This window comes from Isoalcanivorax pacificus W11-5 (assembly GCF_000299335.2).
GTDB lineage: Bacteria > Pseudomonadota > Gammaproteobacteria > Pseudomonadales > Alcanivoracaceae > Isoalcanivorax > Isoalcanivorax pacificus.
In genome coordinates, this window is sequence record NZ_CP004387.1 from 2,227,679 (window position 1) to 2,251,703 (window position 24,025).

A 24,025-nucleotide genomic window follows, 5' to 3' on the forward strand; every position below is an offset into this window, starting at 1 on the left:
CACCGGAGACTGACCATGCGCGTTGCCGTGATTCAGCAAACCAACAGTGACGATCTGCAAGCCAACCTGGAACACTCCGTGGCACTGGTACGCGATGCCGCCCGCCAGGGAGCCGAACTGGTGCTGTTGCAGGAGTTGCATCGCAGCCTGTATTTCTGCCAGACCGAAGACACCCGGTGTTTCGATCTGGCCGAGAGCATTCCCGGCCCGTCTACAGAGCGGCTCGGTGCACTGGCCAAGGAACTTGGCATCGTGCTGGTCGGCAGCCTGTTTGAAAAACGCGCCACCGGCCTGTACCACAACACGGCCGTTGTTCTCGAGCGGGACGGCAGCCTGGCTGGTGTGTACCGCAAGATGCACATTCCTGATGACCCCGGCTTCTACGAGAAATTTTTCTTTACCCCGGGTGACGCACAGTTCAATGACGGCCGCAGCGGCTTTTCACCGATCCGCACCTCGGTGGGAAATCTCGGCCTGCTGGTGTGCTGGGATCAGTGGTATCCGGAAGCGGCGCGTCTGATGGCGCTGGCCGGTGCCGACCTGCTGCTTTACCCGACAGCCATCGGCTGGGACCCCGCTGATGACGACGCCGAGAAACAACGGCAATGCGATGCCTGGATCACGGTGCAGCGCGCGCACGCCATCGCCAACGGCCTGCCTGTGCTGGTCGCCAACCGCACCGGCTTCGAGGCGGCACCCGACAACACTGGCCAGGGTATCCGCTTCTGGGGCAACAGCTTCGTCGCCGGCCCCCAGGGTGAATTCCTCGCCCGGGCGGACGCCGACAATGACACTGTCCTGATCGCCGACGTGGACCTGCAGCGCAGCGAAACGGTACGCCGCATCTGGCCCTACCTGCGTGACCGCCGCATCGACGCCTATGGCGATCTCACCAAGCGTTATCGCGACTGACGGAACATGGGCGGCGTTCAGCCGCCCACTGATGTCACCCCCAGCCCGGCCAGAACGCCGGTCAGCAACAACGCAATCAGCGCCAGCAATCCATCATGCGCAACCAGCGCCAGCGCGTAGACACAGATCACCGCCGCTGCGGTCGTCGCCATAAAGGGCAGCGGCTCCAGCAGCGGCATGGTGGCCGCCACCAGGATACAGAGCAATGCAATCACCTGGGAAAAGGGCCGGCGAACAAAAAGCGACCAGCGTGGCTTGAGCAACCGGTCAACGGCACGCGCCAGCGGGCTGATAAATCGTACCGCACGGTCCAGCGTTGTACGCCGCAGATTCAGCCTCAACAGCCAGCGCGGCAACCAGATGCTGCGACGCCCGCACAACAATTGCAGCGCGATCAGGCAAATGATGATCGCGCCAATGGTCGGCACCGTCGGAATACCGCTGACCGGTGAAAGAATAATCATCGCCGGCACCAGCAATACCGGCCCGAACGAACGCGTGCCGACTGCATCCAGCATATCCTGCACGGATACCTTGTCCCCCTCGCCTGCGGACCGGACGCGCTCCATCACCTGATGCAGTGTGCTGAGGGCGTCATCCGCACTTGTCATTTTTTCTTCCTTTTTGATGTTTTTTGCCAACTGGCGAAATGCTGTTACGACACTGGTATAACGTCGGGACAGACGCCATCAGAAAAACGCATGACGACACCCCGAAGGAGCGACCGTCCATCCCGGCGTACTTGCATCCACATGAGCCATGCGCCATTTTATATCCGCCAATGCAGCAATAACGCATGGCGACAATTCGCAAATGCCACAGCACATAACACAGACGGATCTCCATGAATATCGGTCAAGCCCTGAAGCGCCGACGCGAAGCACGCGGTGACACACTGGAAGAAGTCGCCTATCGCGCGGATACAGACGCCAGCAATCTCTCCCGTATCGAACGGGGCATGCAACAACCCTCCGTTCTGCTGCTGCAGAACCTGGCCAAGGCACTCGGCACCTCCGTGTCCGAAATCTATCGAGAACTGGAAGCCGGCAGCCGGATCCTGGAACTCGACGAACCGCTGGCCGCCGATCTGGCCAAGATGCAACGCCACTTCCGACACCTCAAACCGGCTGACCGTGTGCTGGTGCTTGAGTTCACCCAGATGATCAAGCGGCGCTCGAAGCAGCAGACCTCCCAGTAAAACCCCACCGGCATGCCACCCTTCCTGGCATGCCGGGTGCCTCTCCGCCAAATATCATATTGATATCATTTTATCGCTTGCTGACAGCTGACTCCGCTGGCCGATAGCAATAACATGCGTAAAATTACTGCAGCTTGCCGAGCCAGGGCATATTCATTCGTTATATGAAAAGCAGCTTTTCACAAAAAGACCGTTTTAACCCATTTACTTCTGATGGCGCATGACGCAAATAACATCTCGCAATCAGGCAACAGAAATCAGGCTGAGTTGTTTATGCAAATTATGGGAAAAGTAGCTTTTCCTTTATTTTGAAAACGGTTTCACACATACTCAGCGGCCCCTTTTACGTTCCAGATACGCCAAAAATATCTGTGCAAAAACAAGATGTAATGGCAATATGCCATGGTCCGATGGCAGTCTGCCTGCCTTGGCAAGACTGCCACGGACGGGTATTACTGACAGCCGGTCCGTGACGGCAGTACCTGTACCGCTATACAGTTGATGAATGCCTGTTTATATAATTACTCAAGGTAACAGCGTGTTCACCTCGCATCCCTGAACCTGATGTCAAAACAGAATAACGGACGTGCAGTCCGGTTCAGCGTAAAAACAGGTGAGTCAGTGAACAATTGAAAACACAGAATAAATAAAAGCTACATTTCAAAATAAGGGTCATGGTCGCATGAACTCAATTACAGACCTGAGCATATTTGTGGGCGTGGTCAAAGCGGGCACGATCTCCGGCGCGGGACGTCGCCTGGGACTGTCGCCGGCATCGATCAGCAAGCGCCTGGCCCGCCTCGAAGAAGAGATCGGGGTACGGCTGCTCAATCGCAGTTCGCGTGCGATGAGCCTGACCGAAGAAGGCAAGATCCTCTATCACAAGCTGCTGGTGATTCTGGACGATCTTGAAGAAGCCACCTCCTCCGTCTCGCGCGCCGGTGACAACGCCAAAGGCACATTGAAGGTCGCCTCCACCGTTGGCCTGGGCAAAAGCCGTATCGCTTCCCTGATCGCCGAATTTTCGCGCAACAATCCTGAGCTGGTGGTGCAGCTCTATCTCGGCGACAAGCAGATCGATTTCATCCGTGAAGGCTTTGATGTGGCCATCGCCATTGGCCAGCCCTCGGATTCCACCATGATCGCCAAGCGGCTGCTGAAGAATCGTTGCTTTGTCTGCGCGTCCCCAGAGTACCTGGAAGGCCGCTCGCCGATCCGCAAGCCGTCCGACCTGAAAAAGCACGAGTGTCTGATCCTGGATTCCTATGGCTCGTTTCGTGATCTCTGGCCACTGTGCGGCCCGAACCACCGGGAAATGGTGCGCGTCACGGGCAGCCTGATCACGGACAACAGCGAGACGCTGCGCAACTGGGTCCTGTCCGGCTACGGCATTGCCATCAAGAGCGAATGGGACGTCAAGAACGAACTGCGCACCGGCAAGCTGGTGACGTTGCTCGAGGGCTATACCGTACCCAACATGGATTTCTACATCATCTACGGCAGCCGCAAAAATCTCCCGGCCAAGACCCGCAACTTCGTCAAGTTCATCGAAGAACGTATTCATCAGGCCTGAGTGGCGTGGCCGCTGCCACGCAACACAGGCCGCTCTTTCCTCCGGGCCCCGCCCGACCTTCTGTGTATCTGCCACCCTTCGCCGGCCTCCCTGCAGGCTCACCCATCGCATCATGAGCTGTTATTGGCTAATGTGCCATCGGCGAATGACACATTAATGGAAAACAAAAACGGCGCATCTGTTTTCATCCGGCAACAGGGACCTCGTTCTCAACCTGGCAAAATGAAACAATTTCTCCCGTTTTATTTCATCGGTTGCCCATTGCTTTTATTCAATGAAACGCTAATCTTTTGGCATGAGACGAAAGACAGCTTTTCTTGAATTTCTGTTTTCATGTGTTCACTGATTGGCTAATCTAGCGCGCACTTGTTCACGGGACATGACAAGCCAAAACAAATTTGCGGTATGGTTTACTGCGCTACAACAATCGCGGAACGTCCGGTGACGCTAGCACACAACATCGGAAACCATGCCTGAAGAATGGCCCGGAGATGATCAAGAGGCAGCCCGCCCGACTTGCCTGTGAAGGCAAAAAAGCGGGAAAAAGCCGGATAGCGCGATAAATGGCGAGATAAATAGCCAGATAAAATGGTGCGCCATATTAGAAGCACATCCAGGATGCGGAACCCTGTTCCGGCAAATTCATCCCCATGATGTCTTCATGAAAGTGCGCTCTGAATATGAATGTGAATGCCCTGATGCGTTACCGATAACATCGCTGGTACATGGCGAACAATGGCAACATAACAGAAGCATTCAGCAGCAACGCACAAGAACACGATGAATTATTTGAGAATAAATAGCATTTACAAAATGGCCATTGTCGACCGGTCCAATACAAAGCGACCTAAAGGCTGGCATCCGGTGGCTGTTTTCACCGAATAGCTTTGCAACTTCTGCCTAAGCTGCTCTTTTCCTGATATTTGATGTTACATTGCATCAGACCCGCCCCCCGGCGGGCTTTTTTTTGGGAGCAGGAAAATGCGCCGTCTGGCGAAAAGGCCACCTCCTCTCCCTGAAACACCCGCCCCAACTCTCTTCTTCTCGTAGCTTGTAGCTTGTAACGCCGCCACGCGCCCTCTGGACGGAATGTCACACCCTCGTCATAGTAGCGCCTGACACTGTCCCTGATGACGATCCCTATGCCCTCTGTTACCTCTGCTGTCCCGGCCATGGTCGGCCACCGCGGCGCTCGCGGTGAGGCCCCTGAAAACACCCTGGCCGGCTTCCTGCTGGCCGTCGAGGCCGGCGTCAAGGCCATCGAACTTGATGTACGCATGTCTGCTGACGGTCAGTTGATCGTGCTGCATGATTCCCATGTGGACCGCACCACCTGGCACTCCGGCAAGGCACGGCAGTTTACCCAGTCGGAGCTGGGCCTGCTGGACGCGCGCCGCAACACGCCGGGCTGGCATAGCCCTGTGGGCATCCCGACGCTGGCCGAGGTGGTGGACCATTGCCCGGACTGGATGGGTTTCCAGTTCGAAGTAAAAGGTGGGGATGACCGACGCTATCAGAATCGCCTGGCCCACAATCTGCGGCGGCTGATCCACGAGCGGGGCATGCATGACCGGGTCGTGGTCACGTCCAGTGACACCGGCTTTTTGCGCATGATGGGCACCCAGGCGCCAGACGTGATGCGCGGCTACGTGTGCGAGTACCGCTACCTGCAACCGACCCGGCGCACTGCGGCGCTGGGTTGCCGCTGGCTGATCGCCCACTACAGCCTGGTCACCCCCCGGCTGATGGAGCGTGCGCGCCGGCGCGGCCTGCATGTCTCGGTGTGGACGGTGAACGATCTGAACGAAGCGGAACGCCTGGCCTCACTGGGCGTGGACAGCATCATCACGGATTTCCCGACCAGTTTCATGGCCCATTTCAGCAGCCGCGAAGCCCGGCGCGCCCGGCAATGAACCGCCGGATCAGGCCTGTTGTTCCTGCTTTGACAGCGCCAGAAAGGCACGAATCTCGGCCTCGCGGGCCGTGGCATCGCGGTAACCCAGCTCGATCAGCCGCCGGCAGAATCCTGGCTGGAACAGCAGGTAACTGACCGCCGCTGCGCCCGGCGACCGGGTGCCGCCGGACCCACGCAGCATGAAGCGCAGCGCGCGCGGCAGTTCGTGCAGGTGCGCAGCGGCGATCTCGTCAATCGGCTCCGACGGATAGATTTTCAGCACCTCCACCTGCTTCAGCCCGATGCCTTCGCGCTGGCGCACGGCTTCCGGAATCGCCGCCACAGTACCGTTGATGCGCTCAAGCCGCTCCACATCCCCTTCCAGCGTGTCCACGAACACACTGTTGAGTACATGGCCCAGCACCTGCGCCATCGAAGGATAGGCCTGTAACTGGCGCTGGTGCCCGGCCGAGGTATTGCCGGATACACCGATCACCAGCACCCGGGTTGCCCCGAGGTGCAGCGCCGGGCTGATCGGCGCCAGTTGCCGCACGGCGCCGTCACCGTAATAGTGGTCCTCGACTTTTTGTGCGGGAAACAGGATCGGGATCGCCGAGGACGCCAGCAGGTGCGGTAAGGCAATCCGGGTACGCTTGCCTTTGCGACGTGCGCGCGTCCATTCCTCCAGGTCATCCCGCCCCTGGAAGAAAGCGACCGACTCACCGTTGGCGTAGGACGACGCAGTGATCGACAGCGCGTCCAGTTCACCGCGCCGGATGGATTGCTCAATGCGCTGGAAATTGATCACCAGCGACAACAGCCGCTCCAGCGGCCGGCTGTCCAGCAACGCGCTGTTCACCGGTGTGGCGCCAGTCAGATAAGCCGGCAACGCCCAGCGCAATAATGATTTGACGAAGGACCAGACTTCCGTGCGGTAGACCTGCTCGGCGGTCAGATTGCTCCAGACCCGCTCCAGGCCACGCACCGCCATGCGGAAGTTGCTGGCATGCACCGCCAGCGCCGCAGCATTGATGGCGCCGGCAGAAGTCCCACAGATGATCGGGAAAGGGTTGGGGCTGCCACGTGGCACCAGTTCGGCCAGCGCCATCAGCACACCCACCTGGTAGGCGGCGCGGGCGCCACCACCGGAGAGGATCAGGCCGGTACGGGCCACGGGTTCTTCCTTGCGCCGTAACGCGCCGATCATACCCGCCCCCAGGTTCAAGAATGGCTCAGATCAATCGCGACGATTGGCGTCGACGGCCAGTGCGGCAGCACGTTCTGCCTGAACACGCGTATCAGGATTGTCGCAGTCGGACGGATTGCGCCCGCAGATCTCGCATTCACCGTCCAGGCCCACTGCACTGAGGCCGCCACAGGAGCCTTTTACCGGCTTGTTGGCCACGATCACGCCAATCGCCATGCCGGTGAACAGCAGGCCGATCAGTACGATGGCGGCAATCAGGGTCATCAGCATCAGTCTGTCTCCTCCATATAGCGGCGGAAGCTGTCCGTCATCAGTTCACGGAAACCGTCTTCCTCACGCACGATCAAGAGTACCGCCAGGTCGTGGCGGCTCGCAAATGCCATCCCTTCCTCCGGCCCGAGTACCGTAAGCAGCGTAGCCAGCCCGTCGGCCTGCATGCAGCTCGGGTGCAGCACGGTGACCGACGCCAGGCGATGGTTCACCGGCTCGGCAGTGCGCGGGTCGATGGTGTGGGAAAAGCTGTGGCCGTTGTCTTCAAAGAAATTGCGGTAATCACCGGATGTAGCCATCGCCATGTCGCCAGGCCGCACCACGGTGTTGATTTCACGCGTACCGGCCACGGGCCGTTCCACGGCGATGCGCCACGGCTGGCCATCCGCTTTGTTGCCGCGGGTCCGGACTTCACCGCCGATGTCCACCAGCCAGGCCTCAATGCCCTGCCCGCTCAGATATTCCCCGACCCGGTCCACGGCGTAGCCTTTGGCGATCGCGGAAAAGTCCAGGTAGATGCCGCCTGGCTGCCACAGACGCCGGTTCGCCGCGTCCCACTGCAATCGCTGCCAGCCTACCCGGCTCCGGGCCGCGTCACGCTCTTCTGTGGCTGGCGCCTGATCACGATGCCCAGTGGGGCCGAACCCCCACAGATTGACCAGCGGACCGATGGTCGGGTCGAACGCGCCATCGCTGCGCTGCGACAATGCCAGGGCCGCCTCCAGTACGCGGGCAAAATCCGGTGGCACCTCATGCCAGGTGCCGGCATCGGCCTGATTGAAACGGGAGATGTCGGAGTCTTCGATGTAGGTGCTCATCTGCTGATTGATGGTCGTCAGCAGCACCTCGATATCGGTGCGCAGCTGTTTCACACGTACGCCGGCGGGCAATTCCGCGAGTGTCACTTCCCAGGTGGTGCCCATGGTCGGACCACCAAAGGAATACACTTGCGCACTCTGTGAGCAGCTCGCCAGCCACAGGCTCAGCACCAACAGGAACAGGGCCCTGAGGCCCTGTCCTGGTTTACCGGTATGCGGAAGGTGCATGGCCTCAGCCACCGAAGTCGTCCAGCAGGATGTTGTCCCGCTCTACGCCCAGGTCTTCCAGCATCTTGATCACCGCAGCGTTCATCATCGGCGGGCCGCACATGTAGAACTCGCAGTCCTCCGGCGCCGGGTGGTCTTTCAGGTAGTTGTCAAACAGCACCTGGTGAATGAAGCCGGTCAGGCCGGTCCAGTTGTCTTCCGGTTGCGGATCAGACAGCGCCAGATGCCATTTGAAGTTGTCGTTCTCTTCGGCAAGCTGATCATATTCCTCGGTATAGAACGCCTCGCGCATGGAGCGCGCACCGTACCAGAAGCTGATCTTGCGCTTGGAGCCCAGGCGCTTGAGCTGGTCAAAGATGTGCGACCGCATCGGCGCCATGCCGGCACCACCGCCGATGAACACCATCTCGGCATCGGTGTCCTTGGCAAAGAATTCCCCGAACGGACCGAACACCGTGATCTTGTCACCCGGCTTGAGATTGAACACGAAGCTGGACATCTTGCCCGGCTGGATGTCCTTGCTGCCCGGCGGCGGTGTGGCAATGCGGATGTTGAATTTCAGAATGCCACGCTCGTCCGGATAGTTCGCCATCGAATAGGCACGGATCACGTCTTCATCATTCTTCGCCGTCAGGTCGAAGAATTTGAAGCGCTCCCAGTCACCGCGATATTCGTCAGCGATATCAAAGTCGGAGAACTTGATCTCGTAAGGCGGGCATTCGAGCTGCACATAACCACCAGCGCGGAAATCCACTTCCTCGCCTTCCGGCAGCTTCAGCACCAGTTCCTTGATGAAGGTGGCCACGTTGTCATTGGAGATGACTTCGCACTCCCACTTCTTCACACCGAAGAATTCTTCCGGCACTTCAATCTTCATGTCCTGCTTGACGTTGACCTGGCAGGACAGACGATAGCCTTCGCGAATCTGCGACTTGGTGAAGTGGCCTTCCTCGGTCGGCAGGATGTCACCACCACCTTCCAGCACCACGCACTTGCACTGCGCGCAGGTACCGCCGCCGCCACAGGCGGACGACAGGAAAATGCCCTTGTCAGCCAGCGTATTCAGCAGCTTGCCGCCCGCCGGCACGTCGATGCTCTTTGACTCATCGCCATTGATATTGATGTGCACGTCACCACTGGACACCAGCCGTGAGCGTGCCGCCAGAATGAATGCCACCAGCACCAGCACGATGGCGGTGAACATGGTGACCCCGAACAGGATTTCGATATTCATCAGTACGCCTCTCTCGCCCTGTGTCGGTTACAGCTGAACGCCGGAGAAGGACATGAAGCCAAGCGACATCAGCCCTACGGTGATAAAGGTGATGCCCAGGCCCTTGAGGCCGTTCGGCACGTCGCTGTACTTCAGCTTTTCACGGATCGCCGCGAGCAGCGTGATGGCCAGTGCCCAGCCCACCCCTGCACCCAGACCATAGACCGCGCTTTCACCAAAGGCGTAGTCACGCTCCACCATGAACAGGCTGGCGCCGAGAATGGCACAGTTTACGGTGATCAGTGGCAGGAAAATGCCCAGTGCGTTGTAGAGCGCCGGCACGTATTTATCCAGCAGCATCTCCAGCACCTGCACCAGTGCCGCGATTACACCGATGTAGCTCAGCAGGCCGAGGAAGCGCAGGTCCAGCGCCGCCAGTTCAGGGATGCCGGTCCACTCCAGCGCGCCTTCGGCGAGCAGGTAGTTCAGCAGCAGGTTGTTCACCGGCACCGTGATGGCCAGCACCACGACCACGGCCACACCAAGACCAATGGCGGTCTGCACCTTCTTCGATACGGCGATGAAGGTGCACATGCCCAGGAAGAACGCCAGCGCCATATTCTCGACGAATACAGCCCGGACAAAGAGGCTCAGATAATGTTCAAACACGGCTATCTCTCCCCTTTAGAACGCGTCGCTGACGCGGCGCGAGTTAGGTGCGATCTTGAACTGGTCTTCTTCCACCTGTTCCGGTTTCCAGCTGCGCAGCGCCCAGATGAACAAACCGATCAGGAAGAAAGCACTCGGCGGCAGCAGCAACAGGCCGTTGCTGACGTACCAGCCACCGTTGGTGACCAGCGGCAGGATTTCAAAACCGAACAGGCTGCCGGAGCCCAGCAGCTCACGCACCACACCCACACTCAGCAGCACGACGCTGTAGCCCAGGCCATTGGCGAAGCCGTCCACCCAGGACACCACCGGCGGGTTCTTCATGGCGAACGCTTCGGCGCGCCCCATCACGATACAGTTGGTGATGATCAGGCCGACAAACACGGACATCTGACGGCTGATGTCATAGGCGTAGGCACGCAGGAACTGGTCTACCACAATCACCAGGGAGGCGATGATGGTCATCTGCACGATGATGCGGATGCTGGAGGGAATCTGGTTCCGGATCGCGCTCACGAAGAAGCTCGAGAAGGCGGTCACCAGCGTCAGCGCCACGCACATGGTCAACGTGGTGGAGAGCTGGGTGGTCACCGCCAGGGCGGAACAGATGCCCAGAATCTGCAGCGCGATCGGGTTGTTGTCGAAGATCGGCTGGAACAGGATGTCCTTTTTCTTCAATTCGGCCATGACTGTCTCCTCAGTTCTGCGCTGCGTCGCCGCGACGCACACGTTCCAGGTACGGGCCGAAACCGTTCTCGCCGACCCAGAAACGCACCAGATTGCTGACCCCTTTGCTGGTCAGTGTAGCGCCGGACAGGCCATCCACCTTGTGTTCGGCATCCGGCGTACTGCCGTCAACACTGCCCTTGATGACCTGGATGGTGACATTGCCCTGCTCATCGAACAGTTGCTTGCCTTCCCAGATGCCGCGCCAGCGCGGGTTATCCACTTCGCCGCCCAGGCCCGGGGTCTCGGCGTGCTCGTAGAACACCAGCCCTTTCACGGTTTCGGCGTCCGGCTCCAGCGACAGGAAGCCGTACAGGGTCGACCACAGGCCGTAACCGTGCACCGGCAGGATGATGCTGGTCAGGTCGCCGCTGTCATCCCGCGACAGGTACACCTCGGCCACTTTCGCCTGACGGCGAATGCTGGCGATGTCGGTCTCGCCGTCAAGGCGAATGCTCTGCTCCGGATCACGCGATGCGGCACGCTGGTCATAGCTGGCCGGCATGTCCACGTATTCGCCGGTGGACAGCTCGACAAAGCGACGCTCCATCTTCTCGAACTCGGCCTGCACGTCCATGCCCGGTTCGTACATGCCGGCGGCGCGCAGGATATTCACCTGGCGGTCGAGCACCTGGTTGGCCTGCTGCTTGGGACGCAGTTGCACCGCCGCAGTGGACACCACCACGGCGCACACCAGACACAGGATCAGCGCGACGAGCAGGGTTCTGGTTACACTGTCTTTGTTCGCTGCCATTATGCCGCCCCTCCTGCCGTGCGCCGCTGGCGCCGGCGAATGTTCGCCTGGACTACAAAGAAATCAATCAACGGTGCGCACAGGTTGCCGAACAGGATCGCCAGCATCACGCCTTCCGGGAAGGCCGGGTTCAGCACCCGGATCATCACCACCATCAGGCCGATGACGATGCCGAAGATCCATTTACCCGTGTCGGTCATGGCGGCAGACACCGGGTCAGTGGCCATGAATACCAGACCGAACGCCAGGCCACCCAGGGTCAGGTGCCAGTACCACGGCATGGCGAACATCGGGTTGGTGTCGCTGCCAACGCTGTTCAGCAGGCTCGCCAGTGCGACCACGCCGACCACCACACCGGCCATGATGCGCCAGGACGCAATGCGGGTAATCAGCAGCAGTGCGGCACCGAACAGGATCGCCAGGGTTGAGGTCTCGCCAATGGAGCCCTGGATGCCGCCCAGGAAAGTCTGCATCCAGCTCAGGTCCATGCCCTGCCCTGCCAGCGCATTGCCGGTCAGGCCAGCGGCAAAGTCCAGGTCACCGGAGGCCGCCAGTGACAGCGGCGTGGCGCCACTGAAGTTGTCTACCGCCGTCCAGACCGCATCACCGGACATCTGTGCCGGGTAGGCAAAGAACAGGAAGGCACGGCCGACCAGCGCCGGGTTGAGGAAGTTCTTGCCGGTGCCACCGAACACTTCCTTGCCGATCACGACACCGAAGGAAATACCCAGGAACACCTGCCACAGCGGAATCGCCGGCGGCAGGATCAGGGTGAACAGGATACCGGTGACGAAGAAACCTTCGTTCACTTCATGGCCGCGTTTCCAGGCGAACAACCCTTCCCAGATAAAACCGCCGACATACACGGTGATCATGATCGGAATGTAGTACACCGCACCGTGCAGCATGTTCGCCCACAGGCTGGTGTAGTCGAAGCCGGCCAACAGTGCCACCAGGTCGGTACGCCAGCCTTCGATCGGGCTGTAGCCGAATTCGGTGATCTGCAGGTTGGCCTGGTAGCCGGTGTTGTACAGACCGAACAGGATCGCCGGGAACGTCGCGAACCAGACCGTCATCATCACCCGCTTCAGGTCGATGCCGTCACGCACGTGCGAGGCCGTCCGGGTGGTATCCGGCGGCGAGTACAGCATGGTGTCGAACATCTCGTAGAAGACGTAGTACTTTTCGAGTTTGCCACCCTCGTGAAAATGCGGGGCGACCTTGCTGTCCAGATAATGTCTCAGGCCCATGGTCAGCCCTCCAGCTCAATGCGGGTGAGGTTGTCACGCAGGATGGGGCCGTACTCGTACTTGCCTACGCAGACGTAGGAGCACAGCGCCAGGTCCTCTTCCACCAGTTCCAGCGCACCCAGCGCCTGGGCCGTGTCGGTGTCGCCGACGACCAGCGCACGCAGCAGTTGCGTCGGCAGAATGTCGAGCGGCATCACGGTCTCGTAATTGCCGATCGGCACCATGGCGCGCTCACTGCCGTTGGTGGTGGTGGTGAAACTGAATTTCTTGCCCGGCATCAGCTTCGACAGATAGATGTTCATCACCGAGTGCTTGTTGATGCCCGGCGAGATATACCCCAGCAGCTGGCGTTCACGGCCTTCAAGCAGCACCGTGATCTGGTTCGTTGTACGGCCCAGATAGCCCAGCGGACCACGGGCGATGTGGCCATTGAACACGGAACCGGAAATGACGCGGTTGTCGCCCGCCTTGAGCTGGCCTTCCACCAGGTCATCGGTGCAGGCACCCACACGGGTACGCAGCAGGCGCGGGTTTTCCACTTGCGGGCCGGACAGAGCGATCACGCGGTCCGTGTAGATCTTGCCGCTGGTGAACAGATGGCCGATGGCGATCACGTCCTGGTAATTCACACTCCAGACGGTCTTGTTCATGCTGACCGGGTCCAGATGATGAATGTGGGTCCCGGCGTTACCGGCCGGATGCGGGCCGGCGAACTGCTCCTCGCGCACCTGGCCACCCGCGAAGGACGGCTGCCCGGCGTCGGCCGCCCTGCACACCCAGACCGGGCCGTCGGTGAGACGGGTCAGCACGGTCAGGCCGTTGCGGAACGCCTGCTCCTGCTCCTTGATGATCAGGTCAGGGTTGGCCGCCAGCGGGTTGGTGTCGATCGCGGTGACGAAGATCGAGTTCGGTGTCGAGCCCGGCGCCGGCACCTTGCCGAACGGGCGCGTGCGCAGCACCGTCCAGACGCCGGATTCCACCAGCTGCTCCTGTACCGCTGCGCGGGACAGGCCGCCGAGGCTGCCTTCGTTGTGGGCAGCGAAGGTCAGTTGGTCATCATCGCCACTGAGCTCGATGACCACTGATTGCAGCACCCGCTTGTTACCCCGGTTGATCGCCTTGATCACCCCGGAAGCCGGTGCGGTGTATTTCACCCCTTCGGTCTTCTTGTCGGAGAATATCAACTGGCCCTTGCGGACCTGATCCCCTTCTTTGATTTCCATGGTGGGCTTCATGCCCACATAGTCACCGCCGAGTATGGCGACGGTGCGTACGCGCGGCCCATCCTCGATCGACTGGCGCGGTGCGCCGGTGATCGGCAGGTCGAGTCCCCGTTTGATTTTGATCATAGTCTCTCGCCCACGTTCAGAAACTCTGGAAGGTGCTCCCGGGCGACCGCTGCGTCCGGGAGACTGGAATCGCTCCAGCCGACACCTTGAAAACCGGCACTTGCGCAAATAAAGGCCGGACGGTCTGCTGGCGCGCGCCATTATAAAGACCACCCGGAACCCGTACCAGCCGCACCCCTGCGGCCCCTTCACGCAACAAAAGGCCCGCAGAGCGGGCCTGATGATCAATCCTTCGGATAGGCCGGGAATTCCACACCGGAAATCTGCTGCAGGATGCGCAACACCTGGCAGCTATAGCCGAACTCGTTGTCGTACCAGACATAGAGCACGCAATGCTTGCCGTTGACGATGGTGGCTTCCGCATCAATCACCGAGGCATGGCGCGAGCCGACAAAGTCGGTGGACACCGCGTCCGGTGAGCTGATGAAGTCGATCTGACGTTGCAGCGGTGAATGCAGGGAAACCCAACGCAGGTAGCTGTTGAGTTCATCCAGCGTGGTGTCTTTTTCCAGCGTGATATTCAGGATCGCCAGCGACACGTTCGGTGTCGGCACGCGAATGGAATTACCGGTCAGCTTGCCGGCCAGTTCCGGCAGCGCCTTGGCGGCTGCGGTGGCGGCGCCGGTTTCGGTAATCACCATGTTCAGCGGGGCGGCACGGCCACGGCGCGGGCCCTTGTGGAAGTTGTCCAGCAGGTTCTGGTCGTTGGTGTAGGAGTGCACTGTTTCCACGTGACCGACGGCAATGCCGAACTTGTCGTTCAGCGCCTTCAGCGGCGGCACGATCGCATTGGTGGTGCAGCTGGCCGCAGAGATGATGGTGTCGCTGTCTTCGATCAGGGCGTTGTTCACCCCGTGCACGATATTCTTGAGGTCACCCTTGCCCGGTGCAGTCAGGATCACCCGCTTGATACCCGGGCACTTGAGGTGCTGGCCGAGACCTTCACGGTCACGCCACTTGCCGGTGTTGTCGATCAGTACCGCATCCTTGATGCCGTACTGGGTGTAATCCACGCTCGCGGGATCGCCGGAGTAGATCACACGGATATAGTTGCCGTTGGCGATGATGGCGCTTTCTTCCTCGTCCACCGCAATGGTGCCGGAGAACGGGCCGTGTACCGAATCACGGCGCAGCAGGCTGGCGCGCTTCTGCAGGTCGCCCTTGCCCGATTCACGTACCACCACGGCCCGCAGGCGCAGGCCGTTGCCACTGCCGGCCTTCTCGATCAGCAGGCGGGCCAGGATGCGGCCGATACGGCCAAAGCCGTACAGCACCACATCGGTGGGCTGCGGCTGGATGTCCTTGTCGGAGATGGCCCCGGCCAGCTCGTCACGGACGTATTCTTCAATGGACTGGCCGCGGCTGTCCTTCTTGTAGTTGACCGCCAGCTTGCCGATATCCACGCGGCAGGGGCCGAGATCCAGCTTCACCACTTCCTGCAGGATCGGGAAAGTATCCACCACAGACAGCTCAGCATCCTCCACCTGCTTGACGAAGCGGTGGGTCTTGAGAATCTGGATTACAGACTTGTTGACCAGCGAGCGGCTGTAGACCGTGGTAGTGACATTCTTCTCACGGTACAGCTTGCCGAGCATCGGGATCATCGACTCGGCAATCTCTTCGCGGTTTTTCCAGCGTCCGAAGTGGTCTTCCTGTTTGTTCACGGGGTAAGGCCCTCTGGGGTGGCTTGGTGATGGCAGGTGTTTCGGGCGCGCATTCTAGCGCTTAAATGCCCGTTTATCCACCGGCTGACCAGGGTCTTTCGGCCCCTTTTCCGGCTTTTGACTCAGGCACTTGGCGCCGCCGACAACGCCTCGCGCACTGCCTCCCGCAGGGCCGGCACCACCTCGGCCTCGAACCAGGGCCGCTGGCGCAGCCAGAGCCGGTTACGCGGGCTCGGATGCGGCAGCGGAAAGTAGCCCGGCAGCACTGCGGCATAGTGCCGCACGTTCTCCGTCAGCGAGCCACGCCAGGCACCGGAGGGCGCCAGATAGTAACGCTGGGCGTACTGCCCGATCAGCAACGTCAGGCGCAGCGCGGGCAGTTCCGCCCTCACCCGCTCATGCCACGTCGGCGCGCATTCCGGCCTGGGCGGCAGATCACCGCTGCGGCCGCGGCCGGGATAACACAATCCCATCGGCATGATCGCAATACGACGTTCGTCATAGAACGTCTCCGCATCCATCGCCAGCCACTCCCGCAGGCGGTCGCCGGAGGGGTCATTCCAGGGGATGCCGGTGGCGTGCACCCGCGTGCCGGGTGCCTGGCCAATAATCAGTATCCGCGCGCTGCGCGCCGCCCGGATCACCGGACGCGGGCCCAGCGGCAGCACGTCCTCGCACAGCCGGCAGGCGCGGACCTCCTCCAGCAGACGGATCAGGCGCGGCCGGGCCATCGTCTCAGATCGGCGCAGCAGGCGGGTTGACGCGGATCAGCCCTTCCTGCGCCACACTGGCCACCAGCACGCCGTCGGCGCGGTAGATCGAGCCCCGGTTGAAGCCCCGGGCGCCAGAGGCGGACGGGCTGTCCATGTCGTACAGCAGCCATTCATTGACCTTGAATGGCCGGTGGAACCACATGGCGTGGTCGATGCTGGCCGACATCACGTTCGGCTGGAAGAAGCTGACCCCGTGCGGCAGCATCGCTGTGCCGAGCAGGCCGTAATCCGAACAATAGGCCAGCAGTGCCCGGTGCGTCGCCACATCCACGTCGAAGTCCCCGGGGATGCGGAACCAGGTGCGCCGGATCGGCGCTTGCGGCGAGGTGTCGAAGGGATTGGACGGGTTCACTGGCCGGAACTCCACCGGACGCGGCTGCATGAAGGCTTCACGCACGCTCTCGGGCACCTTGCCAACGAGACGCTCGCGCAGCGTCTCGTCATCCTCCAGTTCGTCCGGCATCGGCACGTCGGGCAGATCGGTCTGGTGCTCGATCCCCTCCTCCTCGACCTGGAACGAGGCCTCCAGGCAGAAGATCGGCCGCCCGTGCTGGATCGCGGTGACCCGGCGGGTCGCGAAACTGTTGCCGTCGCGGATGCGATCAACGTCGTAGATGATCGGCACACTGTAGTCGCCAGGACGCAGGAAGTAGGCATGCAGGGAATGCGCGGGGCGCTCGGCATCCACCGTGCGTCCCGCTGCCATCAGCGCCTGGCCGGCCACCAGGCCACCAAAGATGCCCCGCTGGCGGGTGTTGCGGCTGGCGCCACGAAACAGGTTCTGTTCCAGTTGCTCAAGGCGAATCACCTCAAGCAGATCGTTGACAACTTCTTTCATCATGTCAGGTCCCGGGGTGTAGGATGCGGCGATGATAGCAGCGCCCCGGCGCCAGCCGCCAATCAAGGGTTTGCTGCTCGCAGACCAGCCAGTGCACCGCTACAATGCTGCGCCCGAAAAGCCGAAGGCGACCACGCCATGACGTTACTGCCCGCGAACTCGCTGTTTCCCACCGGCGCGGAACATTTCCGCGACTGGAGCGGGCTGGACGCCGGCAGCCTCGCCGTGGTGCTGGCCGAAGTGGCGGCTCGCACGCCGCACCTGTTGCTGGTGGTCACGCCGAATTCCAGCCAGGCACAGCAACTGGCCGACAGCCTGACGTTCTACCTGGCCAGCCAGGACGACACCCCGGTGCTGCTGTTCCCGGACTGGGAGACCCTGCCCTACGACCTGTTCTCCCCGCATCAGGACATCATCAGCGAGCGCATCGAAGTCCTGCACCGGCTGCCGCACACCCGGCGCGGCATTCTCATTGCGCCGGTGAACACCCTGATGCAGCGGCTGGCGCCGCTGTCGCACATCAACGGCAACAGTTTCCAGCTTCGCGTCGGCGAACGCTTCGACATGGAAACCACCCGGCGGCAGCTGGTGGCCAGCGGCTACCGCCAGCGCGACAACGTGTATGAACACGGCGAATTCGCCGTGCGGGGCGCCATCATGGATATCTTCCCGATGGGCGCCGAACAGCCCTTCCGCATTGAGCTGTTCGATGAAGACATCGACTCCCTGCGGCTGTTCGACCCGGACACACAGCGCTCCACCGGCCAGGTCCAGGAAATCGCCCTGCTGCCGGCGGCAGAATTTTCCCTCAGCAGCGACGGCATCAGCAGCTTCCGCAACCGTTTCCGCGAACGCTTCGATGTCGATCATCGCCAGTGCAGCCTGTACACCGATGTCTCCGATGGCATGGCCAGCCCCGGGCTGGAATATTATCTGCCGCTGTTCTTCGACCAGCTCGCCAGCCTGTTCGACTATCTGCCCGACGACGTGCATCTGGTGCAACTGGCCGGCACCGAGGACGCGGCCAGCCATTTCTGGCATGACGTCGGCGAACGTTTCGAGGACCGCCGCCACGACATCCGCCGCCCGATCCTGTCCCCGGCAGAATTATTCCTGCCGGTGGAAGAACTGAACCGTCATCTGCGCCAGCACCCGCGCGCGCGCGTGCAGCCCGGCATGCGGGAGAGTAATGAAAAGAGTGACAAGGGTGTGCCGTTCGATTTCCGCGCCCTGCCCCCTGCCGCGCCACAACGCAGCGGCAATCCGTTCGCGCCCCTGCAGACGCTGGTGATGGAGCATGCGCCGTTGCGTGTGCTGGTGTGCGCGGAGACCGCCGGCCGCCGCGAAGCCTTGCTGGAACTGATGCAGAAACAGGGCATCCAGCCGACGCTGGTCGATGGCTGGCAGGCGTTCCTGGCCGGCCAGGGCGACTGGCAACTTACCGTGGGTGAACTGGAACAGGGGTTCTGGGCGCCGCAGCACGGTTTGCTGGTGGTAGCCGAAAGCCAGCTCTACGGCGAGCGCATCATGCAGCGCCGGCGCCGCAAGACCGGCCAGGAAACCTCCGCCGACCAGGCGTTCCGCTCGCTGGGCGAACTGGTGCCCGGCTCGCCGGTGGTGCATATCGATCACGGCGTCGGCCGCTACCAGGGCCTGACGCACATGACCGTCGATGGCCAGCAGCATGAATTCCTGCTGCTGGAATATGCCGGCGGCGACAAGATCTATCTGCCGGTGTCGTCATTGCACCTGATCAGCCGTTACGGCGGCGGTGATCCGGAACATGCGCCATTGACCCGCCTGGGCTCGGACCAGTGGCAACGTGCGCGGCAAAAAGCCGCAGAAAAGATCCACGACGTCGCCGCCGAACTGCTCAACACCTATGCCCGCCGCGAAGCCCGGCAGGGCCGCGCCTTCCAGTTGCCGGAAGACGACTATGCGCGCTTCGCCAGCGCATTTCCGTTCGAGGAAACGGCCGACCAGCAGGCCGCCATCGCTGCGGTGTTGCGGGACTTGCAGGCCAACCGGCCCATGGACCGGCTGGTCTGCGGTGATGTCGGCTTTGGCAAGACCGAGGTGGCCATGCGCGCCACCTTTGTGGCAGTGCAGAACAATACCCAGGTGGCGGTGCTGGTGCCGACCACCCTGCTCGCCCAGCAGCATTTCGAATCCTTTTCCGACCGTTTCGCCGACTGGCCCGTGACCATCGAAGTGCTGAGCCGCTTCCGCAGCCAGAAGGAAAAAACCGATGTGCTGGCGCGCCTCAAGGCTGGCAAGGTAGATATCGTTGTCGGCACACATCAGCTGCTGCAGGAAAGCGTGCAGTTTCGTGACCTGGGTCTGGTGGTGGTGGACGAGGAACACCGCTTCGGTGTGCGCCACAAGGAACGCCTGAAAGAAATGCGGGCAGAAGCCGATATCCTCACGCTCACCGCCACGCCGATCCCGCGCACGCTGAACATGGCCATGTCCGGCATGCGCGATATCTCCATCATCGCCACGCCGCCGGAAAAACGGCTGTCGGTGAAAACCTTCGTGCAGCAGAAGAACGACACGGCCATCAAGGAAGCGATCCTGCGCGAGCTGCTGCGCGGCGGCCAGCTCTACTACCTGCACAACGACATCGACAGCATGGCGCGCACCGCCGAGACCCTGCGTGAGCTGGTGCCGGATGCACGCATCGGCATTGCCCATGGCCAGATGCGCGAGCGTGACCTGGAACAGGTGATGTCGGATTTCTACCACCGCCGTTTCAACGTGCTGCTGTGCACCACCATTATTGAAACCGGCATCGACGTGCCGTCGGCCAACACCATCATCATCGAGCGCGCCGACAAGTTCGGTCTGGCGCAGTTGCACCAGTTGCGCGGCCGCGTCGGCCGTTCGCACCACCAGGCCTATGCGTTCCTGCTCACCCCTCCCCCGAAAGCCATGACCAAGGATGCGGTGAAACGGCTGGAAGCCATCGAGCAGGCCTCTGACCTCGGCGCCGGCTTCATGCTCGCCAGCCACGATCTGGAAATTCGCGGTGCCGGCGAACTGCTCGGCGAAGAACAGCACGGCCATATCGAATCGATCGGCTTCTCGCTGTACATGGAAATGCTCGAACAGGCGGTAGAAGCCCTCAAGCGTGGCGAACAGCCGGACACCCGCAAGCCGCTGTCCGGTGGTCCGGAGATCAATCTGCGCGTACCGGCACTGATCCCTGATGATTACCTGCCCGATGTGTTCAGCCGCCTGACGCTGTACAAGCGCATTGCCAGTTGCGACACCGGCGAGCAACTGGACGAGCTGAAAGTGGAGATGATCGACCGCTTCGGCCTGCTGCCACCGCAGGTGAAGAACCTGTTCCGCGTCACCGCCCTGCGCCAGCGCGCCCAGGCGCTGGGTGTCAGCCGCATCGATGCAGGGGCCGAGCAGGGCCGGCTCGAGTTCTCAGAACGCACCGCCATTGATCCACTGAGGCTGGTCAAGCTGGTCCAATCCGGGCCTAATCGTTATAAATTACAAGGTGCCAGCGCCCTGCGCTTCAGCGTGGATGCCGAAACCGGCGAAGAACGGTTCGCAGAAGTGGAAGCCCTGCTCGACAAGCTGGCCTGAACCGCAGACTTTTTTGGGGGAATACCATGAATTTCCGCGCTACACCGCTGCGGCGGCTGGCGCTGGCCGTGCTTGCACTGGGCCTCAGTGCACAGGCATTCGCCGGCTGGTACCAGGTCGAAGTGATGATCATCGCTCACAACAGCACCGCCACCGGCGAATCCAGCCGCGAGCTGCCCTACCCTGACTATCCCGCCGACGCCGTATTGCTGGGCATCGCCGAGGCACCCCATCTGCCCGAGCAGGCCAGCACCGCCCTGCAGGACGCCGTCGCCAACGGCGGCTGGCAGGCCGGCACGGACGCCCTGACACTGACCGAGATGGGCCGGCGCATGACGGAGAGCAGCAAGTACCGCGTGCTGTTCCACCAGCGCTGGCGGCAGCCGGTGGATGACGGCGCGATGGCCGTCCCGGTGTACCTGGAAGGCGGCGAGCCGACGCCCGTCCCTGTGGTGCTGAACGGCGACCTGCTGCCTGATGACGCTCCACACCCCGCTACCGAACCGGAATTGCAGGGCACGCTGCAACTGAGCCTGTCACGCTCGCTGCAAGTGGATACCGACCTGTGGCTGGCCGGCACCAACAGCGAAGGCATGCGCTATTTCAGCCCGATGCGCGAGAGCCGGCGGCTGGGTGAAGGGGAACTGCATTACCTGGACAGCCCCCGTCTCGGCGTACTGATCCGCGTCACCCCATGACTCGCAGCCCGAAGCTCGCCGCTCACAGCGGCGCTTAAACAACCTGACCGGCGCAGTAGCCCGATGACCAGGCCCACTGGAAATTGTGCCCGCCAAGCTGCCCGGTCATGTCCAGCACCTCTCCGATGAAGAACAATCCCGGCACTTCGTTGGCGGCGAAAGTCCGCGAGGAAATGGCCCGCGTATCCACCCCGCCCAGGGTGACTTCCGCCGTACGGTAGCCTTCCGTCCCGCCGGGTTTCACCTGCCAGTCGCGCAGCTGCGCATCCAGTTCGTCCAGCGCCGCATTGCTGAAGGATTGCAGCGGCTGCTGCCAGCCGTGCCACTCGCTGAGGGTTTGCGCCAACCGGCGTGGCAACAGGTCATTCAGGTGCTGCTCCACGGTGCTGGACGGCCTGCGCTCACGCAATGGGCGCCAGGGCGACGCGGTCTGCTGCGGCAGCAGGTCCACATGCAGCGTGTCCCCAGGCTGCCAGTAACTGGAAATCTGCAACATCGCCGGCCCGCTCAGGCCACGATGGGTGATCAGCATGGGTTCACTGAAACGCTGATCACCGCAACGCACACTGACCGGACAACTGATCCCCGACAAGGGGGCCAGCCGGGTCTTGAGATCCGGCTGCAAGGTAAAGGGCACCAGCCCCGCGCGCGTCGGCAACACCGGCAGGCCGAACTGTTCGGCAATGCGATAACCGAAACCGCTCGCGCCCAGGGTCGGAATTGACAGGCCGCCCGAGGCGATCACCACCGAGGCACACTGGACGCGCCCGCCGCTGGTCTCCAGCTCAAAGCCATCGCCCCGCCGGCTGATGCGCTGCACTGCGGTCTTGAGATGGATATCAACACCGGCCCACTCGCACTCGGTCAGCAGCAGGTCCAGTATCGGCCGGCTGCTGTCGGTGCAGAACAACTGCCCCGGCGCTTTTTCACACCAGTCAACGCCGTGACGTTCCACCAGCTCGAAAAAATCATGGGCGGTATAACGCTTCAGTGCGGAAATGCAGAACGCGGGGTTGGCGGACAGAAAATGCTGTGGCGTGGTGTTCAGATTGGTGAAATTGCAGCGCCCGCCACCGGACATGAGAATTTTCTTGCCCGGCATATTGGCGTGATCGATCACCCGCACGCTGCGCCCCCGGTAACCTGCCGTCGCGGCACACATCAGCCCGGCGGCCCCCGCGCCGATCACCACCACATCGACGGTAGCGATCATGCCAGTTGTCTCAGCGCATTGAGCAGCGCCTGCGCTGCCAGCCCGGGCGGCGGGCGCCGTCCCGGCGCGCATTCACAGGCCAGCACCGGGGCGAGAATGGCACGGTCGGCCGCTTCGCGGCCTTCGCGCTCGCACAGATCGGCGAGCCACAGGCGCACTTCGTTGTCGTAGCCGTTGTCGATCATGTGGCGGAAGACCCGGGTGAATTCCGCCAGCCGCCGCCCCAGGTAATCCGGGTCGGTACGGCGGGCGGCATAGTGTTCGTCGCGGATGCGGAAGTCACGCCAGGCCTCTTCGGCGAGGCTCTGGCATTTTTGTTCAAGATAATGCGCACCGGGCAGGCCGGAGATACGACGACTGCGCCACCACAGCGGCGCCACCACCAGCGCCAGCAGCGTGAACAGCACCACCGCGACCAGCATCTGCAACATGGTGCGGCCTCAGCCGTCAGCCACCAGCGCCGAGAGCACCTCACAGACCTTGCCCATGCCCGCGTGGATGACCGCCTCGATCTCGGCCATGGTGATCTCCGTGTCGCTCTTGCCTGCCGCCGGGTTCACCACCAGTGACAGCATCGCGTAGGGCAATTGCAACTCCCGTGCGAGCACCGCCTCCGGCATGCCGGTCATGCCGACGATGTCGCAACCATCACGCTCCATGCGCGCGATCTCCGCAGCGGTTTCCAGGCGGGGTCCCTGGGTGGCGCCGTAGCAGCCACTGTCGACCCGGCTGGCGTCACAGGCCGCCAGTGCACGGCAGAGTCTTTCACGCAGCACAGCATCGAACGGCCAGGAAAAATCCACATGTGTTACCGGCCCGTCGCGCTCATCGAAATAGGTGGTTTCACGGCCATGGGTATAGTCGATGATCTGGTCGGGACATACGATCACCCCACTCTGCGCGGCGGACGTGATGCCACCCACGGCATTGACCGCGATTACCGCGCTGGCCCCTGCCTGTTTCAGCGCGGCCAGATTGGCGCGGTAGTTCACCTGGTGTGGCAGCAACACATGCGGGTCGCCGTGGCGTGCGAGGAACAGCACCGGTTGCCCGGCCAGGCGGCCGCTCACCACCGGCGCCGACGGCTCGCCCCAGCGCGTGCTGATCGCCTGCCGTCCGGTGATGTCCAGATTGTCCATCCGGGTCAGGCCGGTGCCACCGATAAACGCCAGGGTCAT

The 24,025-nt window shown here is 61.8% G+C and carries 22 protein-coding genes; 6 read left to right on the top strand and 16 right to left on the bottom strand.

Annotated features, from left to right (window positions below; all coding sequences use genetic code 11):
• Positions 1-15: 15 nt before the first annotated feature.
• Positions 16-912, top strand: coding sequence for a carbon-nitrogen hydrolase (locus S7S_RS10100; RefSeq protein WP_008735342.1), 897 nt, complete (start codon positions 16-18; stop codon positions 910-912).
• A 17-nt stretch (positions 913-929) separates the two neighbouring features.
• On the opposite strand, the gene S7S_RS10105 is transcribed toward S7S_RS10100, so the two are convergent.
• Positions 930-1,523, bottom strand: coding sequence for an exopolysaccharide biosynthesis protein (locus S7S_RS10105; RefSeq protein WP_035203902.1), 594 nt, complete (start codon positions 1,521-1,523; stop codon positions 930-932).
• Between the two features lie 233 nt (positions 1,524-1,756).
• Between S7S_RS10105 and S7S_RS10110 the strand changes: the two genes are divergently transcribed.
• From S7S_RS10110 to S7S_RS10120, 3 genes are all read left to right on the top strand, one after another.
• Positions 1,757-2,110: a helix-turn-helix domain-containing protein gene (locus S7S_RS10110; RefSeq protein ID WP_008735334.1), complete on the top strand. Its 354-nt coding sequence runs from the start codon at positions 1,757-1,759 to the stop codon at positions 2,108-2,110.
• Between the two features lie 682 nt (positions 2,111-2,792).
• The gene (locus S7S_RS10115; RefSeq protein ID WP_082027685.1) at positions 2,793-3,683 is read left to right on the top strand and encodes a LysR family transcriptional regulator; all 891 of its coding nucleotides are present in this window, start codon (positions 2,793-2,795) and stop codon (positions 3,681-3,683) included.
• 1,130 nt (positions 3,684-4,813) lie between these two features.
• Positions 4,814-5,596: a glycerophosphodiester phosphodiesterase gene (locus S7S_RS10120; RefSeq protein WP_052269237.1), complete on the top strand. Its 783-nt coding sequence runs from the start codon at positions 4,814-4,816 to the stop codon at positions 5,594-5,596.
• 9 nt (positions 5,597-5,605) lie between these two features.
• Here the strand turns inward: S7S_RS10120 and S7S_RS10125 are convergent, their stop codons facing one another.
• The 12 genes from S7S_RS10125 to tesB all read right to left on the bottom strand — a co-directional run bounded on the left by S7S_RS10125 (position 5,606) and on the right by tesB (position 17,336).
• Positions 5,606-6,784, bottom strand: a complete 1,179-nt coding sequence (locus tag S7S_RS10125; protein ID WP_008735314.1) for a patatin-like phospholipase family protein — start codon at positions 6,782-6,784, stop codon at positions 5,606-5,608.
• A 30-nt stretch (positions 6,785-6,814) separates the two neighbouring features.
• A complete protein-coding gene (nqrM, locus tag S7S_RS10130; protein ID WP_008735313.1) occupies positions 6,815-7,054 on the bottom strand; it encodes a (Na+)-NQR maturation NqrM in 240 nt (79 codons plus the stop codon).
• Positions 7,054-8,100: an FAD:protein FMN transferase gene (locus tag S7S_RS10135; protein WP_052269320.1), complete on the bottom strand. Its 1,047-nt coding sequence runs from the start codon at positions 8,098-8,100 to the stop codon at positions 7,054-7,056. The genes nqrM and S7S_RS10135 overlap by 1 nt, the downstream gene beginning before the upstream one ends.
• 4 nt (positions 8,101-8,104) lie before the next feature.
• Positions 8,105-9,334, bottom strand: a complete 1,230-nt coding sequence (nqrF, locus tag S7S_RS10140) for an NADH:ubiquinone reductase (Na(+)-transporting) subunit F (RefSeq protein ID WP_008735308.1) — start codon at positions 9,332-9,334, stop codon at positions 8,105-8,107.
• Positions 9,335-9,361: 27 nt separating this feature from the next.
• Positions 9,362-9,982, bottom strand: coding sequence for an NADH:ubiquinone reductase (Na(+)-transporting) subunit E (nqrE, locus tag S7S_RS10145; RefSeq protein WP_008735305.1), 621 nt, complete (start codon positions 9,980-9,982; stop codon positions 9,362-9,364).
• A 15-nt stretch (positions 9,983-9,997) separates the two neighbouring features.
• Positions 9,998-10,669, bottom strand: a complete 672-nt coding sequence (locus S7S_RS10150) for an NADH:ubiquinone reductase (Na(+)-transporting) subunit D (RefSeq protein WP_008735303.1) — start codon at positions 10,667-10,669, stop codon at positions 9,998-10,000.
• Between the two features lie 10 nt (positions 10,670-10,679).
• On the bottom strand, positions 10,680-11,462 hold the full coding sequence (locus S7S_RS10155) for a Na(+)-translocating NADH-quinone reductase subunit C (RefSeq protein ID WP_008735296.1): 783 nt from the start codon (positions 11,460-11,462) through the stop codon (positions 10,680-10,682).
• The gene (locus tag S7S_RS10160) at positions 11,462-12,712 is read right to left on the bottom strand and encodes an NADH:ubiquinone reductase (Na(+)-transporting) subunit B (protein ID WP_008735294.1); all 1,251 of its coding nucleotides are present in this window, start codon (positions 12,710-12,712) and stop codon (positions 11,462-11,464) included. The genes S7S_RS10155 and S7S_RS10160 overlap by 1 nt, the downstream gene beginning before the upstream one ends.
• 2 nt (positions 12,713-12,714) lie before the next feature.
• Positions 12,715-14,061 (bottom strand): Na(+)-translocating NADH-quinone reductase subunit A, encoded by a 1,347-nt coding sequence (locus S7S_RS10165; protein ID WP_008735291.1) that lies wholly within the window; start codon positions 14,059-14,061, stop codon positions 12,715-12,717.
• 224 nt (positions 14,062-14,285) lie between these two features.
• The gene (locus S7S_RS10170; protein WP_082027686.1) at positions 14,286-15,725 is read right to left on the bottom strand and encodes a glyceraldehyde-3-phosphate dehydrogenase; all 1,440 of its coding nucleotides are present in this window, start codon (positions 15,723-15,725) and stop codon (positions 14,286-14,288) included.
• A 122-nt stretch (positions 15,726-15,847) separates the two neighbouring features.
• Positions 15,848-16,456, bottom strand: a complete 609-nt coding sequence (locus S7S_RS10175; protein WP_008735283.1) for a uracil-DNA glycosylase family protein — start codon at positions 16,454-16,456, stop codon at positions 15,848-15,850.
• Positions 16,457-16,460: 4 nt separating this feature from the next.
• Positions 16,461-17,336, bottom strand: coding sequence for an acyl-CoA thioesterase II (tesB, locus tag S7S_RS10180; protein WP_008735282.1), 876 nt, complete (start codon positions 17,334-17,336; stop codon positions 16,461-16,463).
• Between the two features lie 138 nt (positions 17,337-17,474).
• Here tesB and mfd point away from each other — a divergent pair, with 138 nt between their 5' ends.
• On the top strand, positions 17,475-20,936 hold the full coding sequence (mfd, locus tag S7S_RS10185; RefSeq protein WP_008735281.1) for a transcription-repair coupling factor: 3,462 nt from the start codon (positions 17,475-17,477) through the stop codon (positions 20,934-20,936).
• A 26-nt stretch (positions 20,937-20,962) separates the two neighbouring features.
• Positions 20,963-21,634 carry a CsiV family protein gene (locus S7S_RS10190; protein ID WP_008735280.1) on the top strand — a complete coding sequence of 224 codons (672 nt, stop codon included), beginning with the start codon at positions 20,963-20,965 and terminating at the stop codon, positions 21,632-21,634.
• A 34-nt stretch (positions 21,635-21,668) separates the two neighbouring features.
• On the opposite strand, the gene S7S_RS10195 is transcribed toward S7S_RS10190, so the two are convergent.
• The 3 genes from S7S_RS10195 to S7S_RS10205 are packed head-to-tail and all read right to left on the bottom strand — an operon-like array spanning position 21,669 to position 24,025.
• Positions 21,669-22,847, bottom strand: coding sequence for a BaiN/RdsA family NAD(P)/FAD-dependent oxidoreductase (locus S7S_RS10195; protein WP_041025981.1), 1,179 nt, complete (start codon positions 22,845-22,847; stop codon positions 21,669-21,671).
• A complete protein-coding gene (locus S7S_RS10200; RefSeq protein ID WP_008735278.1) occupies positions 22,844-23,278 on the bottom strand; it encodes a hypothetical protein in 435 nt (144 codons plus the stop codon). Before S7S_RS10200 ends, S7S_RS10195 begins: the two co-directional genes overlap by 4 nt.
• A 9-nt stretch (positions 23,279-23,287) precedes the next feature.
• A complete protein-coding gene (locus tag S7S_RS10205) occupies positions 23,288-24,025 on the bottom strand; it encodes an S-methyl-5'-thioinosine phosphorylase (RefSeq protein ID WP_008735277.1) in 738 nt (245 codons plus the stop codon).